Here is a 19,576-nt window from a genome sequence, read left to right on the forward strand (position 1 = left end):
CGCGCACTTGTGCATGAAGCCATCAGCCGTAATTGCCGATTCTCTTGCGAATAGGTCGCGCCTTCGACTGTCGGACATGGGGGTGATCCAAAGGGAGCGGGCGCCCTTGCCGGAAACCATCCCTTAATCGCCGCGGGCCATCTCGAAGGGCTATCAGCCGATTAGTCGCTTGCGATCGGCGGTCCGAGGGTCATCATTCAGGGCGACATCGGGATGGGGCACACACGCGGGGGCGTGGGGGCTGCCTTGCGGCACCATCCGTCAGCCTGGGGCTCGATTACGCAATGAAGATACTCGTCCTGTCCAGTCTTGCCTATTCGCTCACCAATTTCCGGGGCGCCTTGCTGCGGGAATTGAAGGCGAACGGGCATGAAGTCGTCGCCGTGGCGCCTGACCAGAACGCCGCCGTGGAACGCGATCTCGCGGCCTGGGGCATAGGCTTCAGGATCGTGCCGATGGCGCGCACCGGCACCAATCCGGTCAAGGATGCGGCCCTGCTGTCCGCTTACGTCAAGTTGATGATGGCCGAAAAGCCGGACCTGGTCCTGGCCTATACCCAGAAGCCGATCATCTACGGCGGGATCGCCGCACGCATGCTCTGCGTGCCGCGCTTCTTCGCGCTGATGTCGGGGCTGGGCTACGTCTTCAGCGAGGATTCCAGCGCCCGCAAGGGCCTGCGCTGGGCCGTGACCCGGCTTTACCGCGAGGCGGTTCGCCGCGCCCGGGGCGTCTTCGTGTTCAATGCCGACGACCGGCAGGACATGATCGACCTCGGTATCGTCACGTCGCGCCAGAACGTGGTGCAAGTGCCAGGCTCGGGCATCGATCTCGAACGCTTTCGGCTGGAGCCGCTGCCGCGCAACCGCCTGCGCTTCCTGCTGGTCGGCCGGCTGATGCGCGATAAGGGCATCTACGAATTCGTCGAGGCGGCCCGGCAGCTCAAGCTGGACAATCCCGAAGTCGAATTCTGCGTGCTCGGCCATTACGAGCGCGACAATCCGACCGGGATCGACGAAGTCGAATGCGCCCGGCTGGCGCGGCAGTTCCCCGTTCAGTTCATCCCCGGCACCAGCGACGTGCGGCCCTATCTCGCGAGCTGCTCGGTCTTCGTGCTGCCGTCCTACTACCGCGAGGGCCTGCCGCGCACGATCCTCGAAGCCATGGCCACCGGCCGTCCGATCATCACCACCGACATGCCCGGCTGCCGCGAGCCGATCATCGAGGGCGAGAACGGCTTCCTGGTGGCACCGCGCGACGCGGGCGCGCTCAAGGCGGCGATGCAGCGCTTCATCGAGGCGCCCTCGCTGGTGACGAGCATGGCCGCGCGCTCACGGGATCTGGCCGAGAAGATCTACGACGTGCGCAAGGTGAACCACCAGCTGCTCGACGAGATGGATCTCCTGCGCGAACCCTGGAACGAGCCGGCGACGATCCGCTCGGAACCGGCGCCGTCGGACGACCGGCCGCCCGAATCCGCCGGGCCGCGCCTCCAGAGTGCAGGGCCTTCGCGGGCGATCGCGGGTTAGAGCGGTCACTCCAGTTTTTCGTTTTTCGCATTTTCCGAGTCATCCGGTGTCCTAACCGATGCGAAAGTGCTCTGAAGTCAGGATCGGGGGCAAGGCAATGCGGGCTGTCGTGATCGGCGCCGTGGGGAGCACGCAGGTGCTCGTCGAAGAACTGGCCGAGGCGCCGGGCTGGGACCTCACGTTGGTCGGCACCTTGCCGCCCGAACTGCACGGGCGGCACTCGGACCTGGTCGACATGGCGCCATTCGCCGAAAGGGCAGGGGCGCGGCTCGCCCATATCGCGCGCACCAACGATGCCGAGGTGCTGGACATGGTTCGCGCCGAGCGGCCCGACTACGTCTTCGTGGTCGGCTGGTCGCAGATCGTCGGTCCGGAATTCCTGTCGATCGCCGCGAAAGGCGCGATCGGCTATCATCCCGCACCGCTGCCGCGCCTGCGCGGGCGCGCCGCCATTCCCTGGACGATCCTGCTGGACGAGCCGATCTCCGCGTCCAGCCTGTTCTGGATCGCCGAGGGCACCGACGATGGCGACATCCTGGGGCAGCACTATTTCCACCTTGCGCGCGATGAAACGGCGCAGGGCCTCTACGACAAGCACATGGATGCCCTGCGCACGATGTTGCGCGCGCTCCTGCCCCGCCTGGCGCAAGGCGAGCAGCCAAGGCAGGTGCAGGACGAGCGCTATGCGACCTGGGCGACCAAGCGCACTCCGGCCGACGGCCTGATCGACTGGCGCGATTCCGCGGCCGGGATCGACCGGCTCGTCCGCGCCGTGGGGCGGCCCTATCCGGGGGCTTTCACGCATGTTTCCGGACGCAGGATGACCGTCTGGGCCACGCGGCCCGTGGGCGGCGCGGACCGGCATCACGCCATCGCGGGGCAGGTCATGGCCAGCCGCGACGGGATATTGACCGTGCAGACCGGAGACGGGTTGCTCGAACTGACCGACTGGGAGCTTGCCGAGGGCAAGCCACCGGCCCTGCATGCCGTGCTGAAAGGATAGCGCTTGGCTCTCGATCACTATGGAAAGGTCCTCGTCGTCGCGCCCCATCCCGACGACGAGATCCTCGGCTGCGGCGGCACGATGGCGCGCATGGCGGCGGCGGGCATGGACGTGCAGGTCGTGGTCGTCACCAGCGGGCGGCCTCCCGCCTTCTCGGAAGACGGCGTCGCGCGGGTCCAGGCCGAGATGCGCCGCGCGCACGATCATATCGGCGTGAGCCAAGTGCACATGCTGGATTTTCCGGCCGCCTCGCTGGACGTGGTGCCTGCTGCGGAACTCAATGCGGCGCTCGGGCGCGTGGTGCGCGAAGTCGCGCCGGACACGCTCTTCGTGCCGTTCCTGGGGGACATTCACCAGGACCACCAGTTGAGCTTCCTGGCCGCGATGGTCGCCGCTCGCCCGCGCGACCGCACCGTGCCGACGCGGGTGCTGGCCTATGAGACCCTGTCCGAGACCAACTGGTACGCAGCGCCGATGACGCCGCCTTTCGTGCCCAACGTCCATATCGACATCTCGGCCACCCTGCAGCGCAAGCTCGATGCCTTCGCGCTGTTCGAGAGCCAGGTTCGCGACTTTCCCGACGAGCGCTCGCTCATCACCATCGAGGCCCTGGCCCGGCTGCGGGGTTCCACCGTGTTTTCCGAGGCTGCCGAAGGCTTCGTCCTGGTTCGCGCCATAGAGCGCTGAGGCCACGGCCGGCGCGACTCCCGGCACGCGCGAAAGGTCATCTTTCGATCGCGCCTGACGCTGAAAGCCGTGACCGCGCTTCGGGTCCCGCCCGGCGCAAGACGCGGGCGGCTCGTCGCACCGTCCCGGCAAGGGCGGGATCGCCGGCCGCCAGCCGCCGCCGCGGAGCTGCTCTTTACAGTTGGGCGGCCGGTCTTTGCCAAGAAGCGGCCTGCGCGTCAGCTATTGAAGCGGGAATACTTCGGTTTTTCTGACGCGATCCGAATATGTATAGATGGTGAATACTTTGCCGCGGCGTCGTGACGCCGGTTTGGGGCGGTCTTTCACCCCGACCCGATCGAGCATCGTAAAAAGGCTCGAACGAGCCCGAAAAATCTCCGAATCGATTCGCCCGGTTAGTTTACTGTACAACCGGGGAGGTAGTTGCCGGTAGCTTCTCACCGCAGTGCCGCGAGACTCGTGCTGCAGCCGCGAAGAGAATCGCCCTGGGCCTCAACCGATTCGCCGGCCCTACCTCCTGATCCCAGGAGGTTGCAGAGGATTGCAGCGACTGGGCAGTCGCAGCGCGAGTCGCATGGCGGAAATCCTCGACTTCCGGAAAAAGACGCCTCGCTCGCACCCGTTCCGCAGGCTGGCGCGGATCCCCTCCAGCCGTGCCTGGCAGGGGAAGGTATGTTAACTTTTGTAAGTTAACGTCTTGAAAAGGTGTAAGTTATCGAAAGACTACCTCTTTGGAGGTACAGTGTACCAGAATTATACGTTTGACTCCCTGCCCTCCAGAATGAACTTTTGGAAAGGGGGGGTATCCCACTGATCATAGGGGGAATTCGAAGGCACCTAGAATGCTCATTCACGGCTCGAATAGAACCTAACCACCCCCTCGACTTGAAGACGACAATATGTTCTAAGGTGATCTACCTAAGGTGTGGGTGGAAATAGGGGGCATGCAAAGGGGGGGCTCGCCATTCTGGCAAGGTCATCCAGCGATTGTCGTTGATTTTCTGATTTGGGATTTTCCGAAAGGGAAGTTCTTTGACTGTTCCGTCCTGCGCTTGGGTGAGTCAGGATCAGTCCCAAAATAATATCATAATACGCTTGGGTCGTCCGTATTTCCGTTATTCAGGAGAGAAAGACGATGTCGACTTTTGATGAAGTGTGCGTGAGCATTGTCGGTTTCAACTCCCTCGTGAGGGAAGGGATCTGCAAGATTCTCGACAAGTGCGAGTTCAAGTGCACCCGGTTCTTCAAGGACTGTGACGCGGTGCTCAGCGACAGCGATTCACCAACCGTTGGTCTTACCGTTTTCGACATGGGAACGTGTGGAGACCTGCTCGAATGCCTTCCGGCCATGAAGGAGCGCCATCCGCACATGCGGGCGGTCCTGCTGGCGGACGAATTCGAGTTCGGGCAGATGGTGGAAGCCTTCCAGCTTGGCGCCCATGCCTTCCTGTTGAAGGAAATCGGCTCCGAACCCCTGATCGAATCCCTGCGATTGGTTAATCAGGGTGAAAAGGTATTGCCCAGCGCGCTGCTGCAGCATCTGCCGCAGAAGCAGGTCATTGCCGAGGGCAAGGCCGAAGTGCAGGTCCAGCTCAGCGAGCTGCTTTCCGATCGCGAAATCGATACGCTGCGCTGCCTGGTCATGGGCTATCCCAACAAGGTGATCGCCTATCGTCTCGACATCAGCGAGGCCACGGTCAAGGTTCACGTCAAGGCCATTCTGCGCAAGCTCATGGTCCAGAACCGTACCCAGGCCGCGATCTGGGCCGTGAACCAGGGGCTCATCACGCACGGCGGCGACTTCCGCGAAACGCCGGACTTCGTGCCGGTCGAGGAAACGGTCCGCGCGCCGGTGGCCCTGGCCATCGCCCGCTAGGAAACGTCCCGAGCGCGATTTTGCCGCAACGGACCTGAATGACAGTGCTGGCCGGCCGATCCCATCGGCCGGCCGCTGCTTCCCAAAGCGCCGCTTCCTACACGCTGCGCCTTGATCGGATTTCTATTTTTCCCGGACCACGCAGCGAAAGCCGATGTGCGTCGTCGCCGTGTCGATCATTTCGGGATGGCGTGCGGCGGGGCGATAGCGCTGGCAGTAATTCGCAGCGCAAAGATGCGAGCCGCCCTTGATGACCTTGCGGCCGATACGGATCTGCGGCTGCGCGGGATCGAAGCTGTCCTTCAGCTTCGCGCCCTTGGGGTTGCTGATCGCGCAGCAGGAGCCGCCCTGCTTCTTGCCGGCGTCCGGCCGCTCCGACCACCAGTCGCGCGTCCATTCCCAGGTATTGCCGATCATGTCGTAAAGCCCGTAGCCGTTGGCCGGGAAGCTGCGCACCGGCGAAGTGCGTTCCCAGCCGTCCAGGCACTGGTTCGCGAAAGGGAACAGCCCCTGCCAGTAATTGGCCATCATCCGGCCTTCGGGCGCGAGTTCGTCGCCCCAGGCATAGGCCGCATCATCGAGACCGCCCTTGGCGGCGAATTCGAACTCGGCCTCGGTCGGAAGATCCTTGCCTGCCCACGTCGCGTAGGCTTCGGCATCGGCATAAGCGACGTGGATCACCGGATGATCCCAGAGGTCCAGCGCATCGATGTCGCTGCCCGGCCCGAGCGGATGGCGCCACGATGCGCCGAATTCGAAATTCCACCAGTTGGCCGGGTTGGACGTGTCCACCGGGGTCGCGCTCTTGCGGAAGACCAGCGAGCCGGCATGCGCCATCTCGGGCGGCATTCCCGGATAGTCCTTCGGATCGGGTGCGATCTCGGCCCCGGTCGTATGGCCGGTGGCCTCCACGAAGCGGGAGAAGTCGCGATTGGTGACGGGCGTCTCGTCGATCCAGAAGGCATCGACGGCCACCCGCCGCAGCGGGGCTTCCTCGGGGTAGAAGCTTTCCGAACCCATCGTGAAAGTGCCGCCCGGCAGGCGGACCATGCCGCGCAGGCGCTCTTCGCCTTCAGCCGAAGTCGGGGGCAGGGTTTCGGTCATCCAAAGTCCTCTCGGTCGATCTCGTCCCTGTCTAGGGGCGGATTTGCCCCGCGCCAAATGCCGAGTTCACGGCGTCATGCCGAAACTGTCCGGCCGAAAGCATCCGGCCGAAAGTTTCGGGAGGGGACGTGGATCGCGCGAAAGGCTCAGCCGAGTTCCTTTTCCTTCTCGGCATAGAGGCGCTCCAGTTCGGCGCGGCTCTTCTTCTCGGCAGCGGTCTTGAGCTGGCCGCAGGCGGCATCGATGTCGCGCCCGCGCGGGGTGCGCACCGGGGCCGAGATGCCGCCCCTGAACACGATTTCCGAGAACGACTTGATCCGCTCCGGCGTCGAGCATTCGTATTGCGCGCCCGGCCAGGGGTTGAACGGGATCAGGTTGACCTTGGCGGGCAGGTCGTACTTCTTGAGCAGGCGAACCAGTTCGCGCGCGTCGTCGTCGCTGTCGTTCTTGTCCTTGAGCATCACGTATTCGAACGTAATGCGGCGCGCGTTCGAGGCGCCCGGATAGTCGGCGCAGGCCTGGAGCAGATCCTCGATGCCGTACTTCTTGTTGACCGGCACGATCTCGTCACGGACATCCTTGGTCACGGCATGGAGCGAGACCGCCAGGTTCACGCCGATTTCCTCGCCGCAGCGGGCCATCTGCGGGATCACGCCCGACGTGGAGAGCGTGATGCGGCGCTTGGAAAGCGCCAGGCCGTCACCGTCCATGACCAGCTTCAGCGCGTCGCGCACATTGTCGAAATTATAGAGCGGCTCGCCCATGCCCATCATCACGATGTTGGTGAGCAGGCGCCCGTCCGAGGTGTAGCTGCCTTCCTCCTCGTCGTCGGCCACATCCGCGCCGTCGATGCCGTCGCCGAAGCTGAAGTCCATGCGGCCCTTGGGCCATTCGCCCAGCGCATCGCGCGCCAGCATGACCTGGCCGACGATCTCGCCCACCGTCAGGTTGCGCACCAGGCGCATGGTGCCGGTGTGGCAGAAGCGGCAGTTGAGCGTGCAGCCGACTTGCGAGGAGACGCAGAGCGTGCCGCGATCGGCGTCGGGAATGAACACCATCTCGAAATCGTGCGCGTCGGCCGTGCGCAGCAGCCATTTGCGGGTGCCGTCGCTGGAGTGCTGGGCCTCGACGATCTCGGGGCGGCCGATCACGAAGCGTTCGGCCAGCCAGGGGCGCATGGTCTTGGCGATATCGGTCATCGCCTCGAACTCGGTGACGCCGCGGTGGTAGAGCCAGTGGTAGACCTGCTTGGCGCGCAGCTTGGCGGCCTTGGCGTCGAGCCCGGCCGTTTCGAACATTTCGGCGATGCGCTTCTTGGGCAGGCCGATCAGGTCCAGGCGGCCGTCCTCGCGCGGGGTCACCCCCTCCACGAGGTTGGGACGGGGCACCGGCACGGGATCGATATGGCCCGGGATCGGCATCGGCCCGGCGCCGGAGGGGCCGGAAGGAGTCTGGTTCGCGTCTGTCATGATCGGGGGGGCATATAGTGCATCCGCGCTCAAAACGGAAGATGCGCGCTCGCGCAGGCCTGCGCGAACCGCTGCAATGCTTCGCGGGTTCCCGCCGCCTGGCGCTCGATGCCCTCGCTCCGTCGATCAAGTGTGACACAAAAACATCAGCAATTTCGTTGTGTTAGGTTCAGGAAACTCCTCCCGTATGACGATCATTTGACCAGTCCAGACGGGCCGGTCGCCGCCAACGGATGCCCGTCGGAAAAAACAACGAATGGAGCATCCCATGAAGAAGATTCTCGCCTGCCTCGCCCTCGGCACCGCTATCGCTTCCGTCCCCGCCATGGCGCAGGACACCGGCCCGGCCCAGCCCTTCGAAGGCTTCCACGTCGAGGCGCTGGCCGGTTACGACGTGACCAAGGCCGGCAGCAGCGTCGACGACGACGCCAATGTCGACAACGACCAGTCGATCGACGGCTTCGCCTATGGCGTCGGCGCCGGTTATGACTTCCGGTCGGGCAACCTCGTCTTCGGTCCCGAAGCCGAAGTGACCTGGTCGACCGCCAAGACCAAATTCGACGATGGCGATTTCGAAGGCTTCGGCCTCGGCAACGTCAAGACCAACCGCGATCTCTATGTCGGCGCGCGCGTGGGCTATGTCGTCACGCCGACCACGATGGTCTACGCCAAGGGCGGCTACACCAACGCCAAGTTCGACGTGCGCAGCACGTTCGGCACCGTGGAAACCAACCGCGACATCGATGCCGACGGCTGGCGCATCGGCGCCGGTGTCGAGCAGGCGATCACCAACAATGCCTTCGTGAAGCTCGAATATCGCTATTCGAACTACGAGAAGGGCGAGATGGACTACACCGGCGACATCGCGGACGGCCAGCGCTTCGACCTGGACCTCGACCGTCACCAGGTCATGGCCGGCGTCGGCGTCCGCTTCTAAGGCGACACGCGATTGCAGGGGGAGGGCGGGAGCGAGAGTTCCCGCCCTTTTCCGTGGCGCGTTTCCGTTGCGCGGCCGGTTTCCGTCAGTGCGGACAGCCGGGCGGAAAGCCCGGACATACCGCCCTTATTGCAGCTTCGCGCAGCCGATCAGCGCCGCGTCCATGGCCGAAGCGGCGCCGGAGAGCGCCCAGGCATTGACGAAGCGGTGGCCCTGGCGGTCGCGCGCCGTCACGGTCATGCGCGGCGCCGAGCGCATGGCCGCGACGATGGCGGCATTGTCCTTCTCGTCCCGCCCCCAGGCATCGCCTTCACCGGCCGTCAGCACGAAGCGCTCCCCGCCGAGCGACAGCGTCACTTGCGCGCCCTGCGCGATCCGCCGGGACAGCCGGAAATGGACTTGCCCGCGCGCCCCGCGCCGGGGCCAGGTGCCGACCGCCGCGAAAGGCTGGTACTCCCGCGCCGCAGCATTGGGTTCGGCCATGGCGATGGCATAGCACCGCGGTATCACCGGATCGCGGAACGCGCCCCAGCCGGCGTAGATCCCAAGGCTTTCCCGGGCGAGTGCCGGCGCGGGCGAGAGCGTCAGGGCGAGGCCTGCCATCGCCAGAGCCGCCACGTTCAGCGCAGTCCCACGCAATCGCGACGTCACGGGGCCGGGTACCCGATCTCCAGCACTTCCCATTCCTTCTCGCCCGATGGCAGGCGGACCATGCGGAGGTCTCCCACGGCCGCGCCGCGCAGGGCGCGGGTGATGGGGGCGCTCCAGCCGATCAGGCCTTTCGAGGCGTCCTGCTCGTCGTCGCCGACGATGGTCACGGTCATCTGGAGGTCGTCCTCGTCGGCGAGGGTCACCGTGGCGCCGAAGAACACTTTGCCGCGCTCGGTCTGCTCGCGCGGGTCGACCACGCGCAGTGCCTTCATGCGGCGGGCGAGATAGCCCAGTTCGCGGTCGATCTCGCGCATGCGCTTGCGGCCGTAGAGGTAGTCGCCGTTCTCGGAGCGGTCGCCGTTGCCCGCGGCCCAGGACACGATCTCGACGATTTCCGGGCGCTCCTTGCCCAGCAGATGGTCGTAGCGGGCGCGCAGCGCGGCCATGCCTGAAGGCGAGATCGGAGGACCGGCGGGTTTCATGACCCGATCCTTATAAAGCATTGCCGGTCCGGCCAAGTCCCTGATCCGCTTCGTCACCGGCTTGCGCGCCGCCTATTAGTCCGACAAAAGAGCGAGCAATATCTAACGGGATTTGAGGATAGTCATGGACATTTCACGCCGCGCCGCACTGTTCGCTGCCGCTTCCGCACCGTTGCTCGGGCTGGCCGCGAGGGCCGGAGCCGAGGCCGGAAGCCCGGCAGTCGTCGGCGCTGCCGCGCCGATGCCCGGCCTGGCGCCCGCACCGGGCGCTGCGCTCGCGCCGCGCCCGCCGATGGGCTGGAACAGCTGGAACAGCTTCGCCGGCACCATCACCGAGGCACAGGCCCTCGAAACCGCCGCGATCATGCGCGAGAAGCTGCTGCCCTTCGGCTACGATGTCTTCACCGTCGACATCCAGTGGTATGAACCGGATGCCAAGAGCTACACCTACAACGCCAACCCGGTGCCGGCGCTGGACGCCAACGGCCGGATGATCCCCGCGCCCAACCGCTTCCCCTCGTCCAAGGGAGGCAAGGGCTTCACGCCGCTCGCCGCCAAGGTCCACGCCATGGGCATGAAGTTCGGCATCCACGTCATGCGCGGCATCCCGCGCCACGCCGTGAAGCTCAACCTCCCGGTGCTCGGCACCAAGCTGCGCGCGCAGGACATTGCCGACACCTCCAGCATCTGCTCGTGGAACCCGGACATGTACGGTGTCGACATGAGCAAGCCGGGCGCTCAGGACTACTACGACAGCATTTTCAAGCTCTATGCCTCGTGGGGCGTCGATTTCGTCAAGATGGACGACATGAGCCGCCCCTACGATGCACACGCGCCCGAGATCGAGGCGGCCGCCAAGGCCATCGCCCGCTGCGGCCGCCCCATCGTGCTCAGCCTCTCGCCGGGCGAAACCCCCGTCCTGCGCGGCGCCCACGTTCGCCAGCACGCGCAGATGTGGCGCATCTCCGACGACTTCTGGGACGAATGGGCGCAGCTCTACGCGCAGTTCACCCGCCTGGAGAACTGGACGCCGTTCCGCGGTCCCGGCTCCTGGCCCGATGCCGACATGCTGCCGCTCGGCCGCCTCGCCCTGGGCGACCGCGATACCCGCTTCACCCCGGACGAGCAGCGCACGCTGATGACGCTCTGGTCGATCGCCCGCTCGCCGCTGATCATGGGCGGCGACTTGCGCCACCTCGACGCGCCCACGCTGGCGCTGCTCACCAACCGCGAAGTGCTGGCGGTGAACCAGGCGAGCACCGACAATACGCCGCTGTTCCTCGACGACGGCACCAAGGTCTGGACAGCGCGCGCCGAGGGTAGCGAGGATCGCTACGTGGCGCTGTTCAATGTGTCGGACAAGGAGCGCGACGTAAGTGTTCCGCTTTCGCTGCTTGGTTTGGGCGCGAAGGCTTCGGTGCGGGACTTGTGGGAGGGCAAGGATCTTGCCCCGGTCGAAGGGCGGGTTTCGGCGCGGCTTGCTTCGCACGGGGCGGGGTTGTTCAGGGTGAAGGGTATTTAAGAAGAGGAAGACCCGGGGGATGATCCCCCGGACCCTCGGAATGTCGGCGCCGCGCGCCACCTATCCGTAGTGCGCTCCCTGCGGCGCAGCCAATAAGTCTCCCGCTGCGACCATGGGCGCACGACGCGGTTGGTCCGCGTGACCTCGACAGTAATGGGGGTGCAGGGGGGCTATGCTCCCCTGCTTCTTCCCTTGACCTTTACCCCGGACTGCGCTTCCCGATCAGCTGCGTAAGCGGCGTGTTCCCGCGATAACCCGACTCCTTCGGGTACATCGATTCGTAGACCACGGCGTTTTCCAGCACGCGCTGGATGTAGTTCTTGGTCTCGTAGATCGGGATCTGTTCCAGCCAGTCGATCCAGTCCACCGCGCCGGTGCGGGGATCGCCGTTGGCGCGCAGCCACTTGTTCACATTGCCCGCGCCCGCGTTGTAGGCGCCTACCGCCAGCGGAAGCGAACCGCCGAAGTAATTGCGCATGCGGGTGAAGTAGGCATCGCCGAGGCGGATGTTGTAGCTGGCGTCGTTGATCAGGGCGCTCTCATCATAGGCCATGCCGAGCTTGCCTGCCTGCTCGCGCGCCGTGGCGGGCATGAGCTGCATCAGGCCGCGCGCACCGGCATGGCTCAGCGCGTTCTGGGCGAACTGGCTCTCCTGCCGGGTGAGGGCATGCGCCATGGCGAAGTCGGCGCCGGGCGGCATCGGGATCAGGGGGTAGGCGATCTGGCCGAAGTCCTGGTAGCCGTCGCCGTGCGCGCTCTGGCCGAGGATGACGGCAAGGTCGCGGCGGCCGATCTGCCGCGCCAGTTCGGCCACGAGCACATGGTCGGATTCGCTCTGCGCCTGGTCCGAGATTTCGCGGAAGAACTGCACCGTCGTACGCCAGTCGCCGTCGCGGGCGACATCGCGCACGGCATTCGTCAGCGGCTTGGCGAAGAAGGCGGAGCGCTCGGCCTGGGTCGGCACCGCGCGGGGGCGGGTGTCGAGGTCGGGCAGGGGGCGGCCCAGCCGTTCGAGCGCGAGCTGGCCGTAGAAGTAGTGCGGATAGGCCGCGGCCATCTGGAAATAGCGGTTGGCGCCGGCGGTGTCTCCGGCGCGGGCCAGGGCGCGGCCGGCCCAGTAGAAGCCCTTGGACCGGGTGCCGGGCGTCTGCGCCGCGGCGCCGTAGCGATAGAACAGCGGCGCTGCGCGGCGCGCGTCGCCCAGTTGCCACAGGGCTTTGGTGCCGCCCAGCCAGACCAGCGTCGTATAGTCGTCGCGCAGGCGGAAGGAGAGCTGGCTGATGTCAGTGCCGGGCGCGAAGGCGTCGTCGATGCTGGCGGCGATGCGCACCGCCGAATCGGCACCCGCGCCCTTGGCGGCGGTGAGCAGTTCGCGCACCCACTTTTCCGGCTCGGGGACCGGCGCGGTCAGCGTGGGGCGATTCGAGAGCAGGGCGATTTCGCCGGGCAGATTGCCGCTCTTCCGTGCCTGGACCGCGCGGCTGTAGATATAGCCGGCATCGGCGTTCATCTGCGGCGTCAGCACGAGGCCCAGCGTGCCCGGGGGCGAGCCCTGCAACATCGCCAGCCGCTCCATGAACAGGGCGCGCCGCTCGGCCGACACGAAGGAAACCTGCCGCTCCGCCTGCGAGGTTTCGCCTTGCCACAGCAGCCGGTCCATGCGGATGTCATGGTCGGCCGGGGTCAGCATGCCGCGGTAGGTGGCGAGAATCAGTGCTTCGTCGTTCGGCGCCAGCGTGCCGCCGCGCCAGGCGGCCAGTGCACGCTGCTGCGCATCGGGGCGGCGCAGCGTGGTCAGCGCCACGGCGTAGCGCCCGGCGGCCTGGTTCGACAGCGGCGGATAGCGGGTGAAGAACGAGACCACCGAATTGGCGTCGGGCGACTGGTTCAGCAGCGCACGTTCGGCCGAAACGCGAATCTTGTCCGCCTGCGGATAACCGGGATAAGTCAGCAGGAAGCCGGAATAGCTGCCGAAATCGAAGCTGTCCGACGCAGAGAGCTGGCGCCAGCGGTCGATCGACTGGTGAACCGCCATGTCGTGCGACTGCATCGCCTGAGCCTTGGCAAGGTCCCATTCGCGGCCGTCTTGCGCGGCTGCGGGGCTGCCGATGGCGATGCCGAATGCGGCGGTCGAAGCAAGCAGGACGAGGGGGGCGACACGCTGCATGCTGGACATTTTGGGAAAAGGCTCCTTATCAGGCGCTGAACATCGGGTCCGTCGGGCTCGATCAATGAACATCAGGTGAGGTAAAGTCCATGTTCTCGGGTTCCATTCCTGCGCTTGTTACACCGTTTCGCGACGGAGCGTTCGATGAGCAGGCTTTTCGGCGACTCGTGGACTGGCAGATAGAAGCGGGTTCTTCGGCCCTCGTGCCCTGCGGTACGACCGGCGAGAATTCAACGCTTTCGAATGCCGAGCACCATCGCGTCATCGAACTCTGCGTGGAGCAGGCCGCCGGCCGGGTGCCGGTGATCGCGGGCTGCGGCAGCAACGATACGATGAACGCGCTGCTGCACATGAATTTCTCCAAGAAGTGCGGCGCCTCGGCGGCGCTGCTGGTGGCGCCGTACTACAACCGGCCAAGCCAGGAAGGGTTGCTGGCCCATTTCACGTATCTGGCCGAAAACAACGACCTGCCGATCGTGCTCTACAACGTGCCCGGCCGCACCGTCACCGACCTGCTGCCGGAAACCGTCTGCGAACTGGCGCGCCGCTTCCCGGACCGCTTCATCGCCATCAAGGATGCCAGCGGCGATCTCAGCCGCGTCACCGATCACCGCATGGGCATCGGCAAGCACTTCGTGCAGCTCTGCGGTGACGACGAACTCGCGCTGCCGTTCAACGCGGCAGGCGGCGTGGGCTGCATCTCGGTGACCGCCAACGTCGCGCCGAAGCTCTGCGCCGAATTCCAGGCGGCCTGCGCCGCCAACGACCTGGAAGAAGCGCGCCGCCTGAACGACCTGCTCTATCCGCTGCACTACGCCATGTTCGAGGACAGCTCGCCGGGACCGTGCAAGTACGCGCTGGCCCAGGTCCACGACTGGATCGAAAACGAACTGCGCCTCCCGCTCGTCCCCTGCAGCGACAAGGCCCGCACCGCCGTGGACGAAGCCCTGGCCCACGCCGGACTGGTCTGAGCGACAAGGCGCCGTCCTCCCGGATCATGTCCGGGACGACGGCGCCGTTCGTGCTCCCGATCCAGCGACGGCCGACTATCCATCGCCGCAGGACGAAATGACGCAAAGGGGCGTTTCCTTTTCCCGCGCCAATCCCTACATGCCGGGTCATCATGGCACGCCCGCAGCACACGACATTCGACAAGCACAAGAGCGTCGCGGAAAACCGCAAGGCGCGATTCGAGTACTACATCGAGGAAACTTTCGAGGCCGGCATCGCGCTGACCGGCACGGAAGTGAAATCGCTGCGGTTCGGCGAAGGCTCGATCGCGGAATCCTACGCCGAGATCAAGAACGGCGAGTGCTGGCTGGTGAACTCCAACGTGCCCGAATTCAGCCACGGCAATCGCTACAATCACGTCCCCAAGCGCCCGCGCAAGCTGCTTCTGCATGAACGGGAACTCTCGCGCCTGCAGGGTTCGGTGGAGCGCAAGGGCATGACGCTGGTGCCGCTCTCGATCTACTTCAACGGCCGGGGCCGCGCCAAAGTCGAACTGGCGCTGGCCAAGGGCAAGAACGCGGCGGACAAGCGCCACACGATCAAGGAACGCGACTGGAAGCGGGAGCAGGGCCGCATCCTGCGCGAACACAAGTGAGCGACCTGCTGCACCGCCTGGGGGCCTGGCTGCACGGCCAGATGCCCACGCATGCACAGCTGGAGGCGAATCGCTTCACCGCGCCGTTCACCCGCCGCCCGGAACTGTTCCGCTTCACCCGCCGCTCGGTGCCGCGCGGCGTGGCCGTGGGCATGTTCATCGGGATCTTCGCTCTCATTCCCGGTGTCCAGATCGTCGGCGCGGCGCTCATGTGCGTGCCGTTCCGCGGGAATATCCCGCTCGCGGCGGCCGTCACCTTCATCAGCAACCCGGTGACGACGCTGCTCATCATCCTGCCGCTTGCGGTCGCGATCGGAAACAGCTTCGGCTATCACGCCGACATCGCCACGGTGGAGGCGATGGTGCGCGAAGGCGCGGGCCTGGCCCAGTGGCGCAGCTGGCTGCTGTCCGACACGGCGCCGGCCGTTCTCATCGGTCTGTTCATCCAGTCGATCGTCGCCGCTTTCCTGAGCTATTTCCTCACCATGTGGTTCTGGCGCTACTGGATCGGCCGCAAGCACCGCGCCCGCCGCCACCGCGCGCTGTTCCGCCATGCCGAGAACGAGGCCGCCTCCATATCCCTGGCCGCCTCCTCGACGCCTGCGGCGAAGGCTTCGGTAAAGACCGGCGACACGGAAGGAATTGCATGAAGGCAGGCCAGCAGCGGTCGGGCGTTACGCAGGCCGTCAGCCGGAACCGGATGGGCGGCCTTTCGGACACCGCCGTCGTCGGCCTGGCGCTTGTGGCAAGCGCCGCGCTGGTCTGGCTGGTGAGCGGGGACGGCCTGCTGGTCGCCGTGCTCACGGGCACGTTGCTGGTCTTCGCCGGTCTGGCCTGGATGATCGCCAATCGTCGGCCCGAAGCGTCCGATATCGAATTCGCGCAGCCTGACTGGTCAGTCACCGTCGCCGCGATCGACCGGACCGATACGGCCATTGCCGTCACCGATCGCGCCGGCCGCCTGGCCTGCGCCAATGGCAGCTTCGAACTCTGGTTTGGCACCGCCAACCCGCCGCCGCGCCTACCGGTCGACGATGCCGCGATGGAGCGCCTCACCGATGCCGTGCGCGCGGCCTGGCGCGATGGCCATGCCCGCGCCGAAGTGCGCACCGAAGGCGATACCGCCGCGGACTGGCGGGTGGAAATCCAGCGCTCGGGCCGGGGGGACGACTTCCTGGTCTGGCGCATCCAGCCCGTCAGCGCGGTCGATCTCGTGGGGGAACTGGTGCGGCAGGTCGACGGCCGGCTCGGCAAGGGCCTGGCGCGGGCAGGCATTTCCGCGGCCGTGGTCGATCCCGACGGCATGATCCGGGCCGCCAGCGCCGGCTTTTCCCAGCGCGCGACGGGCGATGCCCTCTCGGACATGACCGGGCTCGATTTCGTTTCGCTGATCAGCCAGGAAGAAGGCGAAAGGATCGGCTGGGCGCGCGATGCGGGGCGCGGCGGTCCGCTGGTGCTTTATCACGTTCCCATTGCCGACCCCGAATCGCCGGTCGAGCCCGATCCCAACGTCACGCCGTCGCTGATGCTGGTGGTGGAGGCTGGGCAGGGCATCGGTGCGGGCGGCGGCGGGGGCACGGCCGCGCCGCATCTGGAAGCGCTGCTCAGCCAGTTGCCGCTCGGCCTTGCCATGGCCGACCGCGATGGACGCTTGCTCTTCGCCAACCCGGCTTTCATGCGCGCCGCCGGGCAGGAAGGCCAGCATCCGCCAAGCTACCCGACAGACCTGGTGGTGCGGGACGACAAGCGCGCGCTCTCGGAAGCGATCCGCCGTTTCGCGCAGGGCCCCGCCGCTGCCGGCGACATCGCCGTGCGCCTGACCGCGCAGCCGGACGACCCGGTTTCCCTCAGCCTTGCCGGTGTTCGCGGGCTTGGCGAGGCGGCCGTGCTTCTCGGGCTGACCGACACGTCTGAGGAAACCCGCCTCAAGCGCCAGGTCGCGCAGGCGACGAAGATGCAGGCCGTGGGCCAGCTCGCCGGCGGCGTCGCGCACGATTTCAACAATGTGCTCACGGCCATCCTGGGCACCTGCGACCTCATGCTGATGCGCCATACGCCGGGGGATTCCGACTATGATGACATCCAGCAGATCCGCGCCAATTCGAACCGCGCCGCCTCGCTGACGCGCCAGCTTCTGGCGTTTTCGCGCCAGCAGACGCTGCGCCCCGAAGTGCTCCAGCTTCCCGACGTGGTGGCGGACGTATCGCAGATGCTGCGCCGCCTGATCGGTGAAAAGATCCAGCTCGTCGTCAGTCACGACCGCGATCTCGGGCCGGTTCGCGCCGACCCGACGCAGCTGGAGCAGGTGATCGTCAATCTCGCCGTGAACGCGCGCGATGCGATGCAGATGAAGGGCGACGGCGCGGGCATCCTGACGCTCGCGACCCGCCGCATCAGCAACACGGACGTGCGGGCCATGCGCAGCGAGATCATTCCCGCCGGTGATTATACCGCGCTCTTCGTGGAAGACACGGGCGGCGGTATCCCTCCCGAGCATCTCGGCAAGATCTTCGAGCCGTTCTTCACGACCAAGGAGCAGGGCAAGGGCACCGGCCTCGGCCTTTCCACCGTCTACGGCATCGTCAAGCAGTCCGGCGGGTTCATCTTCGCGGAAAGCGAGCCGGGGCGGGGCACCCGCTTCGTGGTCTACCTACCGGTTCATCACGTCGCGCCGGGCGCGGCGCCCGAGCCCTCGCCGGTGGAAGAGCCGGAGGCCGAGCCGAGCCAGTGGGCCGGGGGCGGCGCGATCCTGCTGGTGGAAGACGAGGATCCCGTCCGCATCGTCGCCGAACGCGCGCTGACGCGGCAGGGTTATGAAGTGACCTGCGCCCGCGACGGCGAGGAAGGCCTCGAACTGGTGGAGGAAGGCGGCCGGTTTGATCTCGTCGTCTCCGATGTGGTGATGCCCTCGCTCGACGGCCCGGCCATGGCGCGCGAGATCCGCCGCATCGCGCCGGACCTGCCGGTGCTGTTCATGTCCGGCTATGCCGAGGAGCAGCTGCGCAAGGAAATCGGCATCGCCAATGCCTGGTTCATGCCCAAACCGTTCTCGGTGCAGCAGCTCTCCGAAAAAGTCGGGGATGTTCTCGCACGCACGGCAGGCGGCGTTAAAAATAGGAAATAAGCCGACGTTCCCCTCTTGTTCCATGAGAACAAAGGCGATACATAGATCCCCGCGACGTTGACCTTTCCGGTCAGGCCGGTAGCAAAGGGGAAGTGACATGGCTGCTCAGCTCAAGCTGATCCAGGAAGGCAAGGAAAAGGACAACATGGACCGTCAGAAGGCGCTCGAAGCCGCGCTTGCGCAGATCGACAAGGCGTTCGGCAAGGGCTCCGCGATGAAGCTGGGTTCCAAGGAGGCGATGCAGGTCGAAGCGATCTCCACCGGCTCGCTGGGACTGGACATCGCGCTGGGGGTCGGTGGTCTTCCGCGCGGCCGCGTGATCGAAGTCTACGGGCCGGAAAGCTCGGGCAAGACCACGCTCGCCCTTCATGTCATTGCCGAAGCGCAGAAGTCGGGCGGCACCGCCGCTTTCATCGATGCCGAGCACGCGCTCGATCCGGTCTATGCCAAGAAGCTGGGCGTCAACATCGATGAACTGATCGTCTCGCAGCCCGATACCGGCGAACAGGCGCTCGAAATCACGGACACCCTGGTCCGTTCGAACGCGATTGACGTGCTGGTGGTCGACTCGGTTGCCGCGCTGGTCCCCCGCGCGGAAATCGAGGGCGAGATGGGCGACAGCCACGTGGGCCTCCAGGCTCGCCTGATGAGCCAGTCGCTCCGCAAGCTGACCGGCTCGATCAGCCGCTCGCGCTGCATGGTGATCTTCATCAACCAGCTGCGCATGAAGATCGGCGTCATGTACGGTAACCCGGAAACGACCACGGGCGGCAATGCGCTCAAGTTCTACGCCTCGGTCCGTCTCGACATCCGCCGTACCGGCCAGATCAAGGACCGCGACGATATCGTCGGCAACGCCACCCGCGTGAAGGTCGTGAAGAACAAGGTCGCGCCGCCGTTCAAGCAGGTCGAATTCGACATCATGTACGGTGAGGGCATCTCCAAAATCGGCGAAATCCTCGATCTCGGCGTCAAGGCCGGCATCGTCGAGAAGTCGGGCGCCTGGTTCAGCTACGATTCGATCCGCATCGGCCAGGGCCGCGAGAACGCGAAGAACTACCTGAAGGAAAACACCGAGGTCGCCGACCGCCTCGAAAAGGCCATCCGCGCGCAGACCGCAGGCCTTGCCGAAGAAATGATGGTCGGCCCCTCGGCGGAAGACGACGCGGAGTAAGTCTGGGCAGAGTAAGTCTGGGCCGAACAAATCCGGGCCGAATAAATCTGCGTGTCCCCGCAGAACGAAGAAAACCCCGGCCATCGCGCCGGGGTTTTTGTTTTAAGGCCCTACATAGGGAACCCGCCTTCCCGGACTTGATCCGGGACCGCTGGCCATGAGCAGCCCACCGCACGGCAAGGCGCCCTGGCGCTAACGCGCGCCTCAAGGACTGCCGGCGATCTCCGATCAAGTCCGGGACGAGAAGC

The 19,576-nt window shown here is 65.8% G+C and carries 16 protein-coding genes; 11 read left to right on the forward strand and 5 right to left on the reverse strand.

What is annotated here, in order from left to right:
- The first annotated feature begins 284 nt into the window (after positions 1 to 284).
- The 4 genes from AC1VV3_RS13890 to AC1VV3_RS13905 all read left to right on the forward strand — a co-directional run bounded on the left by AC1VV3_RS13890 (position 285) and on the right by AC1VV3_RS13905 (position 5,092).
- The gene (locus tag AC1VV3_RS13890) at positions 285 to 1,526 is read left to right on the forward strand and encodes a glycosyltransferase family 4 protein (RefSeq protein WP_132261823.1); all 1,242 of its coding nucleotides are present in this window, start codon (positions 285 to 287) and stop codon (positions 1,524 to 1,526) included.
- A 97-nt stretch (positions 1,527 to 1,623) separates the two neighbouring features.
- On the forward strand, positions 1,624 to 2,529 hold the full coding sequence (locus tag AC1VV3_RS13895; protein ID WP_431568704.1) for a methionyl-tRNA formyltransferase: 906 nt from the start codon (positions 1,624 to 1,626) through the stop codon (positions 2,527 to 2,529).
- Between the two features lie 3 nt (positions 2,530 to 2,532).
- The gene (locus tag AC1VV3_RS13900) at positions 2,533 to 3,216 is read left to right on the forward strand and encodes a PIG-L deacetylase family protein (RefSeq protein WP_132261826.1); all 684 of its coding nucleotides are present in this window, start codon (positions 2,533 to 2,535) and stop codon (positions 3,214 to 3,216) included.
- 1,135 nt (positions 3,217 to 4,351) lie between these two features.
- Entirely contained in the window at positions 4,352 to 5,092 is a 741-nt protein-coding gene (locus tag AC1VV3_RS13905) for a LuxR C-terminal-related transcriptional regulator (RefSeq protein WP_132261827.1), read from the forward strand.
- Between the two features lie 123 nt (positions 5,093 to 5,215).
- Here AC1VV3_RS13905 and AC1VV3_RS13910 read toward each other — a convergent pair whose 3' ends face one another.
- Positions 5,216 to 6,142, reverse strand: coding sequence for a formylglycine-generating enzyme family protein (locus tag AC1VV3_RS13910; protein WP_431568801.1), 927 nt, complete (start codon positions 6,140 to 6,142; stop codon positions 5,216 to 5,218).
- 200 nt (positions 6,143 to 6,342) lie between these two features.
- Positions 6,343 to 7,665: a 23S rRNA (adenine(2503)-C(2))-methyltransferase RlmN gene (rlmN, locus tag AC1VV3_RS13915; RefSeq protein ID WP_314463686.1), complete on the reverse strand. Its 1,323-nt coding sequence runs from the start codon at positions 7,663 to 7,665 to the stop codon at positions 6,343 to 6,345.
- Between the two features lie 268 nt (positions 7,666 to 7,933).
- Between rlmN and AC1VV3_RS13920 the strand changes: the two genes are divergently transcribed.
- Positions 7,934 to 8,602 carry an outer membrane protein gene (locus AC1VV3_RS13920; protein WP_314463685.1) on the forward strand — a complete coding sequence of 223 codons (669 nt, stop codon included), beginning with the start codon at positions 7,934 to 7,936 and terminating at the stop codon, positions 8,600 to 8,602.
- 126 nt (positions 8,603 to 8,728) lie between these two features.
- Here the strand turns inward: AC1VV3_RS13920 and AC1VV3_RS13925 are convergent, their stop codons facing one another.
- Positions 8,729 to 9,205 (reverse strand): hypothetical protein, encoded by a 477-nt coding sequence (locus tag AC1VV3_RS13925; protein ID WP_431568705.1) that lies wholly within the window; start codon positions 9,203 to 9,205, stop codon positions 8,729 to 8,731.
- 44 nt (positions 9,206 to 9,249) lie between these two features.
- Entirely contained in the window at positions 9,250 to 9,735 is a 486-nt protein-coding gene (gene greB / locus AC1VV3_RS13930) for a transcription elongation factor GreB (protein WP_132261832.1), read from the reverse strand.
- Between the two features lie 241 nt (positions 9,736 to 9,976).
- Here greB and AC1VV3_RS13935 point away from each other — a divergent pair, with 241 nt between their 5' ends.
- Complete coding sequence (locus tag AC1VV3_RS13935) at positions 9,977 to 11,257, forward strand: glycoside hydrolase family 27 protein (protein WP_431568802.1); 1,281 nt, start codon at positions 9,977 to 9,979, stop codon at positions 11,255 to 11,257.
- Between the two features lie 199 nt (positions 11,258 to 11,456).
- Here AC1VV3_RS13935 and AC1VV3_RS13940 read toward each other — a convergent pair whose 3' ends face one another.
- Positions 11,457 to 13,433, reverse strand: a complete 1,977-nt coding sequence (locus AC1VV3_RS13940) for a lytic transglycosylase domain-containing protein (protein WP_132261835.1) — start codon at positions 13,431 to 13,433, stop codon at positions 11,457 to 11,459.
- Positions 13,434 to 13,513: 80 nt separating this feature from the next.
- Here AC1VV3_RS13940 and dapA point away from each other — a divergent pair, with 80 nt between their 5' ends.
- The 5 genes from dapA (at position 13,514) to recA (ending at position 19,328) form a co-directional block, all read left to right on the forward strand.
- Entirely contained in the window at positions 13,514 to 14,395 is an 882-nt protein-coding gene (gene dapA, locus AC1VV3_RS13945; protein WP_132261837.1) for a 4-hydroxy-tetrahydrodipicolinate synthase, read from the forward strand.
- 152 nt (positions 14,396 to 14,547) lie between these two features.
- Positions 14,548 to 15,030: an SsrA-binding protein SmpB gene (smpB, locus tag AC1VV3_RS13950; protein ID WP_132261838.1), complete on the forward strand. Its 483-nt coding sequence runs from the start codon at positions 14,548 to 14,550 to the stop codon at positions 15,028 to 15,030.
- Entirely contained in the window at positions 15,027 to 15,680 is a 654-nt protein-coding gene (locus tag AC1VV3_RS13955) for a DUF2062 domain-containing protein (RefSeq protein WP_132261840.1), read from the forward strand. Before smpB ends, AC1VV3_RS13955 begins: the two co-directional genes overlap by 4 nt.
- A gap of 50 nt (positions 15,681 to 15,730) precedes the next feature.
- Complete coding sequence (locus AC1VV3_RS13960; protein ID WP_314464255.1) at positions 15,731 to 18,154, forward strand: hybrid sensor histidine kinase/response regulator; 2,424 nt, start codon at positions 15,731 to 15,733, stop codon at positions 18,152 to 18,154.
- 97 nt (positions 18,155 to 18,251) lie between these two features.
- Positions 18,252 to 19,328, forward strand: coding sequence for a recombinase RecA (recA, locus tag AC1VV3_RS13965; RefSeq protein ID WP_132261841.1), 1,077 nt, complete (start codon positions 18,252 to 18,254; stop codon positions 19,326 to 19,328).
- The last annotated feature ends 248 nt before the right edge of the window (positions 19,329 to 19,576 follow it).

Source organism: Novosphingobium sp. BL-S-34 (assembly GCF_056857015.1).

What these genes read in the sequence shown, in the direction of transcription:
- AC1VV3_RS13890 (WP_132261823.1), top strand. Translation starts at nt 285, where the DNA reads ATGAAGATACTCGTCCTGTCCAGTCTTGCCTATTCGCTCACCAATTTC.
- AC1VV3_RS13895 (WP_431568704.1), top strand. Translation starts at nt 1,624, where the DNA reads ATGCGGGCTGTCGTGATCGGCGCCGTGGGGAGCACGCAGGTGCTCGTC.
- AC1VV3_RS13905 (WP_132261827.1), top strand. Translation starts at nt 4,352, where the DNA reads ATGTCGACTTTTGATGAAGTGTGCGTGAGCATTGTCGGTTTCAACTCC.
- AC1VV3_RS13910 (WP_431568801.1), bottom strand. Translation starts at nt 6,142, where the DNA reads ATGGTCCGCCTGCCGGGCGGCACTTTCACGATGGGTTCGGAAAGCTTC.
- rlmN (WP_314463686.1), bottom strand. Translation starts at nt 7,665, where the DNA reads ATGACAGACGCGAACCAGACTCCTTCCGGCCCCTCCGGCGCCGGGCCG.
- AC1VV3_RS13920 (WP_314463685.1), top strand. Translation starts at nt 7,934, where the DNA reads ATGAAGAAGATTCTCGCCTGCCTCGCCCTCGGCACCGCTATCGCTTCC.
- AC1VV3_RS13925 (WP_431568705.1), bottom strand. Translation starts at nt 9,205, where the DNA reads ATGGCAGGCCTCGCCCTGACGCTCTCGCCCGCGCCGGCACTCGCCCGG.
- greB (WP_132261832.1), bottom strand. Translation starts at nt 9,735, where the DNA reads ATGAAACCCGCCGGTCCTCCGATCTCGCCTTCAGGCATGGCCGCGCTG.
- AC1VV3_RS13935 (WP_431568802.1), top strand. Translation starts at nt 9,977, where the DNA reads ATGCCCGGCCTGGCGCCCGCACCGGGCGCTGCGCTCGCGCCGCGCCCG.
- AC1VV3_RS13940 (WP_132261835.1), bottom strand. Translation starts at nt 13,433, where the DNA reads ATGTCCAGCATGCAGCGTGTCGCCCCCCTCGTCCTGCTTGCTTCGACC.
- dapA (WP_132261837.1), top strand. Translation starts at nt 13,514, where the DNA reads ATGTTCTCGGGTTCCATTCCTGCGCTTGTTACACCGTTTCGCGACGGA.
- smpB (WP_132261838.1), top strand. Translation starts at nt 14,548, where the DNA reads ATGGCACGCCCGCAGCACACGACATTCGACAAGCACAAGAGCGTCGCG.
- AC1VV3_RS13960 (WP_314464255.1), top strand. Translation starts at nt 15,731, where the DNA reads ATGGGCGGCCTTTCGGACACCGCCGTCGTCGGCCTGGCGCTTGTGGCA.
- recA (WP_132261841.1), top strand. Translation starts at nt 18,252, where the DNA reads ATGGCTGCTCAGCTCAAGCTGATCCAGGAAGGCAAGGAAAAGGACAAC.